The sequence below is a fragment of the Lysinibacillus sp. FW301-JW8 genome (assembly GCF_058788755.1).
Genome location: NZ_JBYTBB010000019.1, coordinates 60,193 through 75,621, shown reverse-complemented (window position 1 = coordinate 75,621; position 15,429 = coordinate 60,193). Strand labels below are relative to the sequence as shown.

Here is a 15,429-nt window from a genome sequence, read left to right as displayed (position 1 = left end):
TCGTTTTGAAAAAGGGCTATACTTTTTAATTTGTCACCTTGATGTCATTGACATAATAGTATTTCAACAACATGAAGTCTTTTAATAAATACTAAATGGCTGTTTCGAAAGAAAGGTTTCTTTTGTCACAGCCTACTGCTCATTATTCAATATTTGAAAATAAAGTTAGATCCTTTCGATGACCGATCATCACTAGGATGTCTTTATCTTCAATTATTTGATCAGGTGAGGGTGAAATGGTTATATCACCATCTCGAACAATGGCGATGACACTGACATTATATTTCGCACGGATATCTAAATCTCGAAGATTTTGTCCAGCCATTTTCGATGGAATCATTATTTCCTCTATACTGTACTCTTTTGACAGCTCAATATAATTCAGCATATTTGGGGAGAGGAGTTGATTGGCTACTCGTTCTCCCATATCTCTTTCAGGATAAATAATCCAATCAGCTCCAACCTTATCTAAAACTTGACCGTGCCTTTTACCAAGTGCTTTTGCTATTATCTTTTTTATTCCCAGTTCCTTTAATAAAGAGACAGTTAGAATGCTAGACTGCATATCAATACCTATTGCGACAATCACACAATCGAAATTTGTGATTCCTATAGAGGTAAGTGCCTTTACTTCGGTCGTATCAGCAATTACTGCATGCGTTACATAGGACTCGGCATCTTCAACTCTCTCCTCGCTAATATCAATTCCTAAGACTTCGTGTCCAGCTTCATATAATCTGCGGGCTACGCTCACCCCAAATCTGCCCAGACCAATAACAGCATATTGTTTAATAGTCAATGTACGCGATACTCCTTTATTGTAGTTATCCAATCATAATATTTCCCTTAGGATGGTGGTAAGATTCCTGTTGGCGACGTTTAGTAATGGCAAAGACAATTGTTAATGGACCTAATCTACCTGCAAACATTGTCAAAATGATAAGTATACGCCCTCCAACTGATAGCTCAGGCGTAAGCCCCATGGAAAGTCCAGTTGTGCCAAATGCAGATGTAGCCTCAAATAAATACATCATAAATGGATGTCGGTGTTCGATGATACTTAAGATAATGGTTACAAGCACTACAATAAGCATGCCAGACATGGTGACTGTTAAAGCTTTGAGAATCGTTTCATGAACCATTCTACGCTTGAATAACACAATATCTGCTTTGCCCCTTAATTGAGACCACATCGTAGCAGCTAAAACCGCAAACGTTGTGATTTTGATACCTCCAGCAGTGGAACCAGAGCCTCCTCCGATAAACATCAGCCCAATTATTAAAAAGAGCGTTGAGTGCGTTAAATCACCAATAGGGAGAGTATTTGAGCCAGCAGTTCTGGGCGTCACAGCCTGATAGAATGAACCTAGAATTTTACCCCACTCTGACAATGGTCCAATAGTTTTACTATTTCCATATTCAAATAAGAAAATAAGAATTGTTGAACCTGCTGTTAAAATCAAAGTTGTTGATAATACAATTTTTGAATGAACAGAAAGGCGTTTAGTGCTTCGATATTCATACAGTTCATTCAGCACTATGAACCCTAAACCTCCAATTGTAATGAGGGCGCATATTGTTAATACAACGAATGGATCATCAACATAGCCTGTTAAGCTCTGAAAACCGCCCATTATATCAAAGCCAGCGTTATTGAAATTTGATATGGCATGAAAAAAACCAAAGTAAACAGCTTTACCTACAGGCATATCAAATGAAAAACGAATGGATAAAATAATGCCACCTATTATTTCGATACAAGCTGTAAATAGTAGAATTCTCCTCGCAAGCTTTACTAGCCCAGCGATTGACATATTATTAAAGGCCTCTTTTAATAAAAGCCTTTCTTTTAAAGATATTTTTTTTCCTACTAGCAAAAATAATAAAGTAGCAAAGGTCATAAAGCCCAGTCCGCCAATTTGAATTAGAAATAAAATAACTAATTGACCGAATAGTGAAAAGGTGTCACCAGTATCTACAACTATCAGCCCAGTCACACAGGTAGCGGATGTGGCTGTAAATAAAGCGTCAATTAATGAAAGTCCCATGCCATCTTTTGTTGAGATAGGCAGGGTCAACATAAAAGATCCAAACAAAATAATAATGGCAAAGCCCATCACGAGAATTTTAGGAGGATTTAATTTATTTTTAAGGAATTTCATTATGTTCTCCTCAACGGTATGGTAATTTGTCTCTATGTATAATGTTGTCCAAAAATAACTATAAAATTCTCAAGGAAAATGAACCAAAAATTCACCTAAATTAATTCGTACACTTTCTATTGACCATTATTAGACAATACGGTATAATTCTTTAGTACACAACTGTTGGTTATTTGCCTATTTGTGTATTGACGTGTGTTCGGAGGGAGGGAAAGAGAGATGTCAAAAACTGTCGTTCGCAAAAACGAATCGCTTGAAGATGCTCTTCGCCGCTTCAAACGTACTGTATCAAAAAGTGGTACAATTCAGGAAGTTAGAAAGCGCGAGTTCTACGAAAAACCTAGCGTAAAACGTAAAAAGAAATCAGAAGCTGCACGTAAACGTAAGTGGTAATTTAATTTCCCATTAAAAATCCCTACGTTCATAACACGCAATTGTATGATTCACTGAGCAGACAAAAATATACCTGAAGTTAATCTTTTTTGATTAATTTCAGGTATTTTACATTGAGCTCATTTGCGTACATATAAAAGGCCGAAGAATCTTTCAGATTTATTCGGCTTTTTACATATAATGATGATGGAGTAACAATGGCTATATTCGCTGTATAATAAAAATATGTGAAACTTTTTACTAGGTCAATCGTATATACAAGAGAGAAGCATGTAAGGAGGGAGGGAAAAAGGTGCAAAAACGGAGAATCCTCAGCTATCTATTGGTTATTTGGATGACATTTTTGTTAGCGTTTCCACTAACATCTGCTTTTGCAAGTAGTAAGGTCTACCAAATACCGATTCATAATGAAGTAGAACGAGGACTTCACGCATTTTTAGAACGAGCTTTTAAAGATGCGGAAGAAAATCATGCTGAGGCGATTATTTTAGACATTAATACGCCTGGTGGTTTCGTGAATGCAGCCGGAGATATCGCTATGTTAATGGATGCTTCGCCTATAAGAATAATTGCGTTTATTAACAAAGATGCCCATTCAGCGGGTGCTTTTTTAGCCTTACATGCAGATGAAATCTATATGGTCCCAAATGGAACAATTGGTGCGGCTGCAGTGATTGACTCAGCAGGTAATGCAGCAGATTTAAAGGCTCATAGTGCATGGGTTGCTCAAATGGAAGCAGCTGCAGAGGCCAAAAATCGAAACCCATTATATGCACGAGCAATGGCAGATGTATCTGTGGATTTATCAGAATTTCGAGCAGGGAAGGGAAATTTATTAACGTTATCAGCTTCAGAAGCGGAAAAAGTTGATTATTCTAAAGGGACGGTTTCGAATTTCCAGGAGTTGTTAGAAAAAACAAAGTTAAAGGGTAGTGAAGTCGTATCGATTGAACCTACTTTTTCTGAAAAACTTGCTCGGTTTATTACAAATCCAATTATCGTGCCGATTTTATTGTCAATTGCTAGCTTAGGGCTTGTGATGGAGCTATATTCGCCAGGTTTCGGTGTTCCAGGTATAATGGGATTGTCAGCACTTGGATTATTTTTCTTTGGTCATATGGTGGCAGGCTTAGCTGGCTATGAATCTTTACTGTTATTCATATTAGGCTTAGCGCTTGTCATTGCAGAGTTTTTTGTCCCCGGTGGTATTATTGGTATTTTAGGCGGCGTGCTAATATTACTAAGTCTCATACTGGCAGGTGCAAGCATAATGCAAATGATTGTAGCGATTTTCATTGCGCTTGTTGTTGCGATAATAGGAATGGTGATCCTGATGAAATTTTTCGGTAAAAAATTGCATGTCTTAAACAAATTAGTATTGATGGATGCAACGACGACGGAAGAGGGCTATGTGTCTAATATTAACCGTACAGAGTTGCTTGGAAAAGTGGGGAAAACGATTACACCCCTTCGTCCTGCAGGTACGATACTATTTGGAAATGAGCGTATTGATGTGGTATCAGAAGGTGGCTATGTTGATGCCGGGAAATATGTAGAAATTATTAAAGTAGAGGGCTCACGTATTGTTGTGAGACCATCAGAAAAAGAGATGGAGGAGTAATAAATGGGATTTGATTTAGCCTTAATAGGTCCAATAGTCGGGCTAGTCTTATTATTTATTGTAGTTGCGGTATTCTTTACCTTTGTACCAGTAGCACTGTGGATTTCTGCACTTGCAGCAGGTGTCCGTGTTAGTATTTTCACTCTAATCGGAATGCGTTTACGTCGAGTAATTCCATCACGAATTGTGAATCCTTTAATTAAAGCACATAAAGCTGGTTTACCAGTGACGATTAATCAACTTGAAAGTCACTATTTAGCAGGTGGTAATGTTGACCGAGTTGTCAATGCGTTAATTGCAGCCCACCGTGCAAATATCGAGTTAACATTTGAACGCTGTGCAGCAATCGATCTAGCTGGTCGTGATGTATTAGAAGCGGTTCAAATGTCTGTTAACCCGAAAGTCATTGAAACACCATTTATTGCGGGTGTTGCGATGAACGGGATTGAAGTAAAAGCGAAGGCACGTATTACTGTGCGTGCAAACATCGAACGTTTGGTCGGTGGTGCTGGTGAAGAAACAGTTATTGCCCGTGTAGGTGAAGGGATTGTTTCAACAATTGGTAGTGCATCTAGTCATACAACAGTACTTGAAAATCCAGATATGATTTCTCAAACTGTATTATCTAAAGGCTTAGATTCTGGTACAGCATTTGAAATCTTATCGATTGATATTGCGGATGTTGACATCGGTAAAAATATCGGTGCAGAATTACAAATTGAACAAGCTCAGGCAGATAAAAATATTGCTCAGGCAAAGGCTGAGGAACGTCGTGCTATGGCCGTCGCAAACGAGCAGGAAATGATTGCTCGTGTTCAAGAGATGAAAGCAAAAGTAGTAGAAGCAGAGGCTGAGGTACCACAAGCGATGGCAGAAGCACTTCGTTCAGGCAATCTTGGTATAATGGATTACATGAACTATCGTAATATTCAAGCAGATACAGCTATGCGAGACTCAATTTCTAAAGTAAGCTCTGATAAACCAGAAACAAATGAACCTAACGCCTAAAAAAACGGAAAGGAGCGGTACTAATATATGGAACAATTAATTATATTTGCGATAATTGCCATAGTCAGCTCTATTTTCGGTAAATCAAAAACTAAAAAAGAACACAAACAAATGCCGCCTTTTAATAAGGGTTCCCATGCTGAACCAACCACTTTGACAAACGCAGAAGAGGCTCCTTCTCAACGACCTGTTGTAAAATCACAAAGCTTTGAGGATTTTGCACGTGAATTTTTAGGTGAATGGAAGAATAATGAGCCTAAGGTAGAACAGACGAAGAAAATTGTCGAAGAAAAAGGCAATGAGGAAGTACCTAGCTACGTAGCGCCACCAATCGTTCCAATTGAGTCAGTGAGTCGTGCCTCAAATCGACAAAGCATTGGTCGCTTAGCGAATGGAAAAAATAATGAAGCAGGAACTCAATCACATTCTGCTTTTCAATTACCAAATTCAAAAAAATCTTTGATGCAAGCTATTGTCATGTCGGAGATTTTAGGTCCTCCAAAAGCAAAAAGAAAATAACTAGCATGTCCTCCTTTTTCGAAGCATATATTGCCGAAGAAGGAGGCATTTTTTATGAAAAAATTATTTCAGTTGACGCCGCTGCTTGAATTATCACAATATGAAACATTAAAAATCATTGGCCCATATCGTTTTCTTCATGCAGATGCTTCGTCATGCTCCTTTATTTATGCTGATTATCATATAATAGTGCGAGGAAAATCATTGGACATTCATGCTCTTAAGGAAGAGATGCTTCACCTTTCTGTAGAGGGCTTACAGGAACTTCATGTAAAAATGACAAAGGATATGGGTGTGAGGGATAATGTGGAATAACCGGCCAATTATCATACGTATAAAGCGCCATGAAAATGTTCATCCTTTTATTCAAGCATTGCATGTACAGCATGTACCATTAAAGCGTGTTGTCTTTCGCGAGCAAGAGGTTACCTTTGAAACGACGATGCATTATCTACCAAAAATTCGTCGTGTACGTAGGAATTATCGACTGAAGATGGCTGTCTATTATGCGGATGAGCTTCAGGTTTTTCGAGCACAGCTTTGGACCTTACTTGGTTTGGTATTAATGATTGCCATCCCATTGCTATGTGCACAAGTTATTTGGCGTGTTGATATCGAGGCAGCGTCACCGGAATTAGAGCAGCGTATTGGCAACACCTTTCAGGAAACCTTTCAATTAGAGACGCCTATGTCTAAAAAAATTTTACCATCTAATGCTGTTATTCGTCAGAAGCTACTAGAAGCTCATCGAGAACTTTCATGGGTGCATATTGAAAAACATGGGGGACGTGTTATTTTACGACCTCAGGAATCACCTAAACAAACGAAAATAGCAAATGAAAAACCTGCTTCCCATTTAGTTGCAACAAAAAGTGGTGTTATTACGCATTTTAATATTCAAAATGGTGAGCGGAAAATTTCAGTGAATGATACTGCCTACGAAGGTGATGTTCTTGTCAGTGGTGTTATTGAAAGTGGTACTGATCAGGTGTTTGTTGGTGCAAAAGGCGAGGTCTATGCTGATTATTGGCTGGAATGTTCATTTAAAATACCAACAAAAATAACGTTAGAAACGTTGCAGCAGAAGCAATGGCGTGTATTAGTAAAGGGCATCCATCAAGAGAAAATTGACTATGTGCAAAAGAAGGATTTACCAAACTGGCTTGATCCATATGTTTCAATTGTGGAAGAGCAGAACACTAAAAAAATGCAGGTGGAGCTTGATAAATCCAAAGTTGATTCATTGCTTTTACCATTATTACATGAAAAGGTTATACGTTCATTACCTGCGAAAACGGTCATTAAAAAAGAAAACCTTTTACAGGTAAAGTGGGAGAATGGTACAGTTGAAGGGAAAGTTCTATTTTTAGTCAATGAAAACATTGCAAATCCAATACAAGGCCAACAAGGAGAATGATTATGTCAGAACAATTAACTGTTTTACAAGTGGATAATCCTAACGAAGCGGTTATGCTACTCGGAATTTCCGATGCCAATATGAAATTAATCGAAGAGGCTCTTCAAGTTCATATTATTACACGTGGAGAACAAATTCAGCTAGCTGGTGAAGAGGATGCAAAGGAACAAGCTACATTTCTTTTACATGCACTTTTAAAAGTCATCCGCAAAGGAATTAATATTGATCAACGTGATGTTGCAACAGCTATTGAAATGACACAAAAAGGAACAATCGAATATTTTGCAGAACTTTATGATGAAGAAATAGCACGCACAACAAAGGGGAAACCAATTCGTGCAAAAACAATTGGTCAACGAGAATACATACAAGCAATCCGTCATAAAGACGTTGTTTTCGGTATTGGTCCTGCTGGTACTGGGAAAACGTATTTAGCGGTAGTCATGGCAACACAAGCACTAAAAAATGGACACGTCAAACGTATTATTTTAACACGTCCTGCTGTAGAAGCGGGAGAGTCCTTAGGCTTTCTTCCGGGAGATTTGAAGGAAAAGGTTGATCCATATTTACGACCACTCTATGACGCTTTAAATGATATCTATGGAGCAGAGCAAACACAACGTCTTATTGAACGAGGCACAATCGAAATTGCACCTTTAGCATATATGCGTGGGCGAACATTAGATGATGCCTTTGTTATTTTAGATGAAGCTCAAAATACAACACACCCGCAAATGAAAATGTTTTTAACGCGCTTGGGCTTTGGCTCAAAAATGGTCATTACTGGCGATAAAACGCAAATTGACCTGCCTAAAAATACAGAATCTGGATTGATTGTAGCAGAACGTACTTTAAAATATGTTAAGCCAATCCATTTCCAAATATTAGAGCAAGGTGACGTAGTACGTCATCCAGTCGTTGCAAAAATCATCCAAGCTTACGAAGATCAACAGCTTTAGAATGATTGCTTTATAAGCGACCATTCTAAAGCTGCACCGAAAGTAAATGACAGATGCTTCGATATCTTTGTTGTAGTATGTAGTATTAGGAATGCCAATGCTAAAAATACACACGAATTTATCGTTTTTGCGCGAATTTGGTTGTGAAATGGGAAAAAAATGTGACAGCTATACTAAATTGTATAGCTGTTTTTTGCTTTCTTATACATTTTTCGAGAAAAATGTTTTTTGAATTGGTATGATAGTAAGTAGATAGAGGAGGTGCCGAATGGAGAAACAACTTCGAAAACTTACTGAACTAATCGGTTTTCGCTATTTTTTAATTGTCATTCTCATCTTAACAGGGTCCCTGCAATTTGCCTTTATGTATGGCAATGTTAAAGGTGTTACATATGATTTTAAACCATTACAATTAGCGCCAGAAACAGTTCGATCAACAAAAACGATTGAAGACACTTATAAAACACAGCAAGAACGAGAGAAAGCAGCAAATGCAGTTGCGCCAGTCTATCAATTTTCAGAGGATGTCGCAAAGCAACGTGCTGCAATTGTCACATCATTATTTGACTATGTTCTTGAAGTGAAGAAAGATGTTGAGAAAAGCAAAGAGCCTGTTCCGAATGTAGACCAAGTGGCACAGCTTCGAAAAAAATTTGAATCCATTGATTCAGATCAGATGCCTATCATCTTTACGGATTCACAGCTTGAGGGGCTGCTCATACAAAGTGAGGCAGATCTAACAAGAACAAGCACTCAACTTTCTAAGCTCGTTCAAGAATATTTACAGAAATCCATTCGTTCGGAAAATGTATACGCGGCACAAAACGATTTTGAAACGAAAATTCGCGGACAGCGAGGCTATCCAGATAGAATTTACAATACTGTTGTTTTAATTGGGCGTACAAGTATTATCGAAAATGAAACAATTAATGAGGAACAAACGAAAATTCGTAAGGAGCAGTCGAAAGAATCGATTGAGCCTACTCGAATTCTTCAAGGTCAAATCATTGTACAGGAAGGTCAAATTATAGATAATGAGGCGTTTCGTCAGTTAGAGCTTTTAGGAATGGTGAGTAATAAGGCATCCTTAAAGCCAATTGCAGGTCTTTTTATTTTAATCTTCCTGCAAATGATGTTTATGTTTATTCTGTTTGAACGCTGGGAGGCAGACGAGCATAAAAAACGAAATGCCTTATTGGTAACAGGTATTGTGTATACCCTCTCGGTTGTGCTGATGAAATTTATTAGCCTAGTCTCAGGCGGCTTTGACGTTACTGTTGCATTTCTATTTCCAACAGCTTTGGCGACAATGCTGGTAAGATTATTAGCGAATGAACGTGCTGCAGTTTTGATTACAGTGATGACAGCTGCGTCTGCAGGAGTGATCTTTCAAGAGGGGTATTCTTCTGTTATGCAGATGGAAATTACACTGTATATTATTTTTGGAGGCTTTGCGAGCATCTTCTTCATGCGGAGTGTGGAAAAACGTTCGCATATTTTACATGCTGTAGGTGTCATTGGATTAGTCAATATAGCATTTATTGCTTTTTATTTACTGATGACACAATCATCTTATGGTTTGTCTGAGTTACTGTTTTATTTTATCGCAGCCATGTTATCAGCCTTACTTTCAGGAGCTCTGACAATGGGTCTTTTACCGTTCTTTGAATCAGCATTTGGTCTTTTATCATCGTTGCGTTTAATTGAGCTTTCTAATCCCAACCATCCATTGCTGAAAAAGTTACTAATGGAGGCACCAGGAACATATCATCATAGTGTAATGGTTGCAAATTTGGCGGAGGCAGCATGTGAGGAAATTGGGGCGGACGGATTATTAGCACGAGTTGGATGTTATTATCATGATATTGGGAAAACGAAGCGTCCGGCATTTTTCATTGAAAATCAGATGTCAGGGAATAATCCACATGATTCATTACCACCAGAGACGAGTGCAGAAATTATTATTGCTCATACCACTGATGGTGCTGAAATGTTAAAACGCTATAAAATGCCTCAGGAAATCATTGATATTGCCTTGCAGCATCATGGAACAAGCTTGTTGAAATTCTTCTTATACAAAGCAAAGGAAGAAGGAAAAGAGTTTGATGAAGCGAAGTTCCGCTATCCTGGTCCAAAACCGCAAACGAAGGAAGCTGCTGTGATTAGTGTGGCGGATAGTGTTGAAGCGGCAGTGCGCTCGATGAAGGAACCTAATGCAGAAAAAATTCATAAGCTTGTACGAGCTATTATTGATGATCGAGTACAGGATCATCAGTTTGATGAATGCGATATTTCAATAAAAGAGTTAAAATGTATAGAGCGAGTACTTTGTGAAACGTTGAATGGAATTTTCCACTCACGTATTGAATATCCAAAGGCAGATAAGTAGGAGGATCTATGATTTTAACAATTGATTTTACAGATGAAACAAATGAAGTGGCTGCTGAGCATATGGAGCTTGTTGAAAAGCTTCTACAGCATGCAGCGAAAGTAGAGAATATTGAACCGGAAACAGAAGTGTCAGTGACGTTTGTTACAAATGAAGCGATTCAAGAAATAAACCGAGAATATCGTGACAAGGATCAACCGACAGATGTTATCTCGTTTGCCCTGGAGGAATTAGGCGAGGGAGAAATGGAAGTAACATTTGAAGGGATGCCTCGTGTCTTAGGAGATATTATTATTTCAACGGATCGTACAAAAGAACAAGCAGAGGAATATGGGCATACATTTGAGCGAGAATTAGGCTTTTTAGCGGTTCACGGTTTCCTACATCTACTTGGCTATGATCATATGGAGCCAGAAGATGAGAAGGTAATGTTCGGTAAGCAGGATGAGATTTTACAATCTTTCGGCTTAGGACGAGAATAAATGAATGTTCGCAAATTCGTACGCTCTTTTGGGTATGCCTTTAAAGGTATCATTACAGCCTGTACCGAGCAAAATTTCAAGTCCCACTTGCTAAGTGCAGGAATAGTTTTGATTGCTGGCTATTTTACAGGGTTATCACGTATGGAATGGTATATTGTGCTTTTGCTAATAGCACTCATGTTTGCGCTTGAAATGGTGAACACTGCAATTGAACGTGTTGTGGATTTAGCATCACCGAATATTCATCCACTTGCAAAGCAAGCGAAAGATCTTGCGGCAGGCGCTGTACTTGTATTTGCGATATTCAGTGCTATAATCGGATTACTTATCTTTATACCGAAATGGTTTTAGCTTTAATAATTTTTCGGTCATACAGGATCAGCAAGCAAAAATTATGATTTATTTTGCAAAAGGAGAACTTTGATGACAATTGATATGCATGCATTACTAGAAGAATCAAAAAAAGCGCGTGAAAAGGCCTATGTCCCTTATTCAAAATTTAAAGTAGGCGCAGCCCTATTAACGAAAAACGGCGAGGTTATCCATGGTTGTAATATTGAAAATGCTGGCTATAGTATGACCAATTGTGCTGAACGAACGGCTTTTTTCAAGGCTGTGTCAGAAGGAATTTATGACTTTCAGGCAATTGCTATAGTTGCTGATACAGACGGACCATGTGCACCATGTGGGGCTTGTCGTCAAGTGATGATGGAGTTTTGTGCGCCATCCATGCCTGTCTATTTAACAAACTTAAAAGGTAATGTAACAGTAACGTCAGTTGGCGAATTACTGCCATTTGCATTTACAACGGAGGATTTAGAGAATGCTGGAAACTAATACTGGCTATAAGTCAGGCTTTATCTCCATTATCGGTCGACCAAATGTTGGGAAATCAACATTCTTAAACCGTGTGATTGGTCAAAAAATTGCGATTATGAGTGATAAGCCACAAACAACACGAAATAAAGTACAAGGTGTACTAACAACAAATGATAGTCAAATGATTTTTATTGATACACCTGGAATCCACAAACCTAAGCATAAGCTTGGCGATTTCATGCTTAAAGTTTCTAAAAATACATTGCGAGAAGTGGATGTTATTATGTTCATGGTCAATGCAGAGCAGAAACTTGGAAAGGGTGATGAATTCATCCTAGAAATGTTGGCAGGGAACCCAACGCCTGTCTTCCTAGTCATCAATAAAATTGATCAAATTCATCCCGATGAATTAATAGGAATCATTGAGAGCTATAAAGATCGCTATAACTTTGCGGAGATTGTTCCGATTTCAGCATTACAAGGAAATAATGTAGAGAATCTGCTAGCAACATTAACAAAATACTTGCCAGAAGGTCCGCAGTACTATCCGGCAGATCAAGTAACAGACCATCCTGAAAGATTTATTATTTCTGAGTTAATTCGTGAAAAAGTATTACACTTAACACGCGAAGAAATACCACATTCTATTGCAGTAGTCATTGAAAAGATTCGCCGAGATGAGGAAAATGAAGATAAAATTCATGTGGCAGCTACGATTATCGTGGAAAGGGATTCTCAAAAAGGCATTGTGATTGGTAAACGTGGAGCACTATTAAAAGAAGTAGGCATACGCGCACGAAAAGATATTGAGATGCTTCTTGGTTCAAAAGTGTATTTAGAGCTTTGGGTAAAGGTGCAAAAGGATTGGCGAAACAAATCAACACATTTACGTGACCTTGGTTTCCGTGATGATGAATATTAAGTGGTTATGCTGTTAGAGAAATAACAATTTAGCCCATTGATCGTTTGAATGGAGCTGTCCAAAAAATTTTGGAGAGCTCTATTTTCATGGGAAATTTGTTGAAAGGAGGAAGGCTGATGCTACATAAATGGGAAGGAATTGTTTTAAGGGTACGAGCCTATGGAGAAACCAATAAAATTGTGACTTTACTAACAAGAGAAGCAGGTAAGGTGGCAACAATGGCAAGAGGTGCTAAAAAACCTTCGAGTAGACTAGCATCTGTGACACAGCCATTTACATACGGTATGTTTATGGTCCAGCATCATACAGGTATGGGGACATTGCAACAAGGCGAGCATCTCAATTCGATGCGGCATATACGTGAAGATATCATGGCAACAGCATATGCAAGTTATATCATGGAGCTTGTTGAGCGAGTAGTGGAAGAGGGAAAAGCTGAACCATTTGCATTTGATGTCCTTTTACACGCATTGCAAGCAATTGAGGAAGGCTATGATCCTGAAGCTATTACATTGTTTGTTGAATGGAAAATGTTACCCTATACAGGTGTTCAGCCTATTTTACATGCCTGCGCAACTTGTGGTGCAGTAGATGGCGAATTTGCATTTTCCTTTGCACAGGGGGGCTTTTTATGTCATCGATGCTATCAGCGTGACCCTTACATTATTCGTCTAACGCCAACGCAACTGAAGCTAATTCGAATGTTTTACACTGTACCAATTGAACAGATTGGTAAGCTGGAATTAAAAAAGGAAACAAAGTATTTTATCAAAAAAATTATTACGACCATTTATGAGGAACAAACAGGTATTCGTTTTAAGACTAAAAAATTTATCGAGCAGCTTGAAAGGACGCCAGAATTACAAGTAAGAACAATTGTTGATATAGAAAAAATGCCAGAAGACCCTTAACTGGATCTTTTGGCATTTTTTTATATTAAAATTCTTCTTCATCTTGAAAGAATTCATAATAGCTAGCCCATTTATCATCGATTTTAGCAAATTCTATATAGAGGTAGACAGTTTCACCGTTTTTACCTGTAATATGTAAAATTACGGTACCTTCTGCTAAGGGTGTAACCTTTACTTGATTATCCTCTATGATTGCTTTAACTGCTGTGGGCTCTAAATCTAACTTTTCTAAAGCAACACTTTTCGGCTCAAACTTTAGTTGGTCGCTTGAAAAAACTAATTCATCTGTAAATTGATACAAATCAATACTTCTCACAAAATCATACGTAGTAACATCAGCTGCCATCACTTGTTGTTGATTACCGTTGGAAAATGTTAATATATATTGCCCATTTTTAAAGATAGAAATAGAGGCTGATTGATTGTTTGTTTTGAATTCATACTCTGCTGGGGATAAGGCTTGCCCATCTGTAGTTTGAATACTTACTTCAGTAGGGATAAATTTCAAATCGCTTTCCATTAAGTTAAGCGGCAAGTTCTCTACATAATCTTCTTCCTTTACTTCTTGTAAAGTTGTTTGTAGTTTGCCATTTACATTGTTAACGTGAACAATATAAAAGATATCTGTAAATTCCTCTGTGTCTTCCTTAAAGCCTGTTATGACTAATTTTCCTGTTCCCTCTTTTAACGGTTTTATCGTGATGGACTCCGTCATATCATCTTCTTCATCCCATGTAAAAATATCCTCTGCAGGCTTAATGCCACCGTAAGAAGCGAAGATATAATCCTGACTGTATTGACTAGCATGAACAGTTGCGTTCCCTTGTGCATGTTCCCCACGAACTACAAACGACGCTAATTGGGAGCGCTTCACATGGCTCTGTGGACTAAAGGTTGTAGGTGTTGTACCTTTTGTGATGCTATTGGCAAAAAGAGTTTTGATAAACGGTTCGTATTCACTTCCTACCTTTACATCGGAAAATGGAATGTCAATGTCATCAGTAATGTTTAATTCGAAGCCTTTTACAATCATTTTTGACATTTGCCCGCGTGTAATATTATTTGCTGGGTGAAAATAACCATTTGAGCCACTAATGATGCCTACGTTTGCTAAAGCTGCAATTGCACCGTAATTCTCATCGCCAGGTTGGACATCCTTAAAATGAGGATTTTTTACATGTACAGTGTCAAGCTTTAACATTCCTGCTAAAATTTTTGCGGCTTGGGTACGTGTGATTGGGTTTGCTGGTTTAAAAGTGCCATCAGGGTAGCCTGAAATAATGCCGCGTTGTGCTAAATTGATAATAGCTTTGCCTTCTTCTGTTGAAGCATTGATGTCAGGGAAAATAGTCGCAGCATTTACTGAGGGTGTAATTACAATTGCACTTGTGGCTAATGCTGAGGCCATTGCAATTTGATAGAAACGATGGGTCTTCAAGTGATTTCCTCCAAAGAAATGAAAATAAATTTTTATAGTAGTACCTTATCTTTTGTGAAAATCCCTCCATTTTTAAATTCAAACTTCCCGACGATTGAATAATTTAAGGCTGGAATGATCATACAATGTTAAATTATTGTTAATTAACATTTAAGATTAACTATAATACTTTATTTATATCAAAATGTATGTAGTGAGAATAGAGGAAATGTTATCCTTTAAAAGAGTAATTGATATATTTTGATGACTTATAAATGTAAATATAAGGTGATTATTTTATCGTAATGCTAATGTATAAACATTCTTCTGATTGATTGACAGAAAATAGTAGGACAAATTGAGCAAGAGGCTAACTTATATAGCATAAAAAAACAAAAATTTAGTTTTTT

At 37.8% G+C, this 15,429-nt stretch carries 16 protein-coding genes; 13 read left to right on the top strand and 3 right to left on the bottom strand.

Going from position 1 to position 15,429, the window contains the following annotated elements; genetic code table 11:
- Positions 1 to 142: 142 nt before the first annotated feature.
- Both AC3WOM_RS10245 and AC3WOM_RS10240 read right to left on the bottom strand, forming a co-directional pair.
- Complete coding sequence (locus AC3WOM_RS10245) at positions 143 to 799, bottom strand: potassium channel family protein (protein WP_427543682.1); 657 nt, start codon at positions 797 to 799, stop codon at positions 143 to 145.
- 25 nt (positions 800 to 824) lie between these two features.
- Positions 825 to 2,162, bottom strand: a complete 1,338-nt coding sequence (locus tag AC3WOM_RS10240) for a TrkH family potassium uptake protein (protein ID WP_427543685.1) — start codon at positions 2,160 to 2,162, stop codon at positions 825 to 827.
- 219 nt (positions 2,163 to 2,381) lie between these two features.
- Between AC3WOM_RS10240 and rpsU the strand changes: the two genes are divergently transcribed.
- The 13 genes from rpsU to recO all read left to right on the top strand — a co-directional run bounded on the left by rpsU (position 2,382) and on the right by recO (position 13,602).
- A complete protein-coding gene (gene rpsU / locus AC3WOM_RS10235) occupies positions 2,382 to 2,555 on the top strand; it encodes a 30S ribosomal protein S21 (RefSeq protein WP_004227078.1) in 174 nt (57 codons plus the stop codon).
- 292 nt (positions 2,556 to 2,847) lie between these two features.
- Positions 2,848 to 4,176: an NfeD family protein gene (locus AC3WOM_RS10230; RefSeq protein WP_492446588.1), complete on the top strand. Its 1,329-nt coding sequence runs from the start codon at positions 2,848 to 2,850 to the stop codon at positions 4,174 to 4,176.
- A gap of 3 nt (positions 4,177 to 4,179) precedes the next feature.
- Positions 4,180 to 5,184, top strand: coding sequence for a flotillin-like protein FloA (gene floA / locus AC3WOM_RS10225; RefSeq protein ID WP_427543691.1), 1,005 nt, complete (start codon positions 4,180 to 4,182; stop codon positions 5,182 to 5,184).
- 27 nt (positions 5,185 to 5,211) lie between these two features.
- On the top strand, positions 5,212 to 5,703 hold the full coding sequence (locus tag AC3WOM_RS10220; protein WP_492446586.1) for a YqfB family membrane protein: 492 nt from the start codon (positions 5,212 to 5,214) through the stop codon (positions 5,701 to 5,703).
- A 54-nt stretch (positions 5,704 to 5,757) separates the two neighbouring features.
- On the top strand, positions 5,758 to 6,018 hold the full coding sequence (locus tag AC3WOM_RS10215; protein WP_492446584.1) for a hypothetical protein: 261 nt from the start codon (positions 5,758 to 5,760) through the stop codon (positions 6,016 to 6,018).
- Entirely contained in the window at positions 6,008 to 7,120 is a 1,113-nt protein-coding gene (locus AC3WOM_RS10210; RefSeq protein WP_492446583.1) for a sporulation protein YqfD, read from the top strand. The genes AC3WOM_RS10215 and AC3WOM_RS10210 overlap by 11 nt, the downstream gene beginning before the upstream one ends.
- Positions 7,121 to 7,122: 2 nt before the next feature.
- Positions 7,123 to 8,079, top strand: coding sequence for a PhoH family protein (locus tag AC3WOM_RS10205; protein ID WP_427543703.1), 957 nt, complete (start codon positions 7,123 to 7,125; stop codon positions 8,077 to 8,079).
- A gap of 268 nt (positions 8,080 to 8,347) precedes the next feature.
- On the top strand, positions 8,348 to 10,468 hold the full coding sequence (locus AC3WOM_RS10200; protein WP_427543706.1) for an HD family phosphohydrolase: 2,121 nt from the start codon (positions 8,348 to 8,350) through the stop codon (positions 10,466 to 10,468).
- 8 nt (positions 10,469 to 10,476) lie between these two features.
- Positions 10,477 to 10,950: an rRNA maturation RNase YbeY gene (gene ybeY, locus AC3WOM_RS10195; RefSeq protein ID WP_492446581.1), complete on the top strand. Its 474-nt coding sequence runs from the start codon at positions 10,477 to 10,479 to the stop codon at positions 10,948 to 10,950.
- Complete coding sequence (locus tag AC3WOM_RS10190) at positions 10,951 to 11,301, top strand: diacylglycerol kinase family protein (protein ID WP_492446579.1); 351 nt, start codon at positions 10,951 to 10,953, stop codon at positions 11,299 to 11,301.
- 72 nt (positions 11,302 to 11,373) lie between these two features.
- A complete protein-coding gene (locus AC3WOM_RS10185) occupies positions 11,374 to 11,787 on the top strand; it encodes a cytidine deaminase (RefSeq protein ID WP_427543715.1) in 414 nt (137 codons plus the stop codon).
- Positions 11,774 to 12,691 (top strand): GTPase Era, encoded by a 918-nt coding sequence (era, locus tag AC3WOM_RS10180; RefSeq protein WP_427543718.1) that lies wholly within the window; start codon positions 11,774 to 11,776, stop codon positions 12,689 to 12,691. Before AC3WOM_RS10185 ends, era begins: the two co-directional genes overlap by 14 nt.
- 116 nt (positions 12,692 to 12,807) lie before the next feature.
- Positions 12,808 to 13,602, top strand: coding sequence for a DNA repair protein RecO (recO, locus tag AC3WOM_RS10175; RefSeq protein ID WP_492446576.1), 795 nt, complete (start codon positions 12,808 to 12,810; stop codon positions 13,600 to 13,602).
- 25 nt (positions 13,603 to 13,627) lie between these two features.
- On the opposite strand, the gene AC3WOM_RS10170 is transcribed toward recO, so the two are convergent.
- Positions 13,628 to 15,040: an S-layer homology domain-containing protein gene (locus AC3WOM_RS10170; RefSeq protein WP_492446575.1), complete on the bottom strand. Its 1,413-nt coding sequence runs from the start codon at positions 15,038 to 15,040 to the stop codon at positions 13,628 to 13,630.
- Positions 15,041 to 15,429: the final 389 nt, after the last annotated feature.

Bases quoted from the DNA above. Each gene is read 5' to 3' on its own strand.
- AC3WOM_RS10240 (WP_427543685.1), bottom strand. From the start codon at position 2,162: ATGAAATTCCTTAAAAATAAATTAAATCCTCCTAAAATTCTCGTGATG.
- rpsU (WP_004227078.1), top strand. From the start codon at position 2,382: ATGTCAAAAACTGTCGTTCGCAAAAACGAATCGCTTGAAGATGCTCTT.
- floA (WP_427543691.1), top strand. From the start codon at position 4,180: ATGGGATTTGATTTAGCCTTAATAGGTCCAATAGTCGGGCTAGTCTTA.
- AC3WOM_RS10220 (WP_492446586.1), top strand. From the start codon at position 5,212: ATGGAACAATTAATTATATTTGCGATAATTGCCATAGTCAGCTCTATT.
- AC3WOM_RS10215 (WP_492446584.1), top strand. From the start codon at position 5,758: ATGAAAAAATTATTTCAGTTGACGCCGCTGCTTGAATTATCACAATAT.
- AC3WOM_RS10210 (WP_492446583.1), top strand. From the start codon at position 6,008: ATGTGGAATAACCGGCCAATTATCATACGTATAAAGCGCCATGAAAAT.
- AC3WOM_RS10205 (WP_427543703.1), top strand. From the start codon at position 7,123: ATGTCAGAACAATTAACTGTTTTACAAGTGGATAATCCTAACGAAGCG.
- AC3WOM_RS10200 (WP_427543706.1), top strand. From the start codon at position 8,348: ATGGAGAAACAACTTCGAAAACTTACTGAACTAATCGGTTTTCGCTAT.
- ybeY (WP_492446581.1), top strand. From the start codon at position 10,477: ATGATTTTAACAATTGATTTTACAGATGAAACAAATGAAGTGGCTGCT.
- AC3WOM_RS10190 (WP_492446579.1), top strand. From the start codon at position 10,951: ATGAATGTTCGCAAATTCGTACGCTCTTTTGGGTATGCCTTTAAAGGT.
- AC3WOM_RS10185 (WP_427543715.1), top strand. From the start codon at position 11,374: ATGACAATTGATATGCATGCATTACTAGAAGAATCAAAAAAAGCGCGT.
- era (WP_427543718.1), top strand. From the start codon at position 11,774: ATGCTGGAAACTAATACTGGCTATAAGTCAGGCTTTATCTCCATTATC.
- recO (WP_492446576.1), top strand. From the start codon at position 12,808: ATGCTACATAAATGGGAAGGAATTGTTTTAAGGGTACGAGCCTATGGA.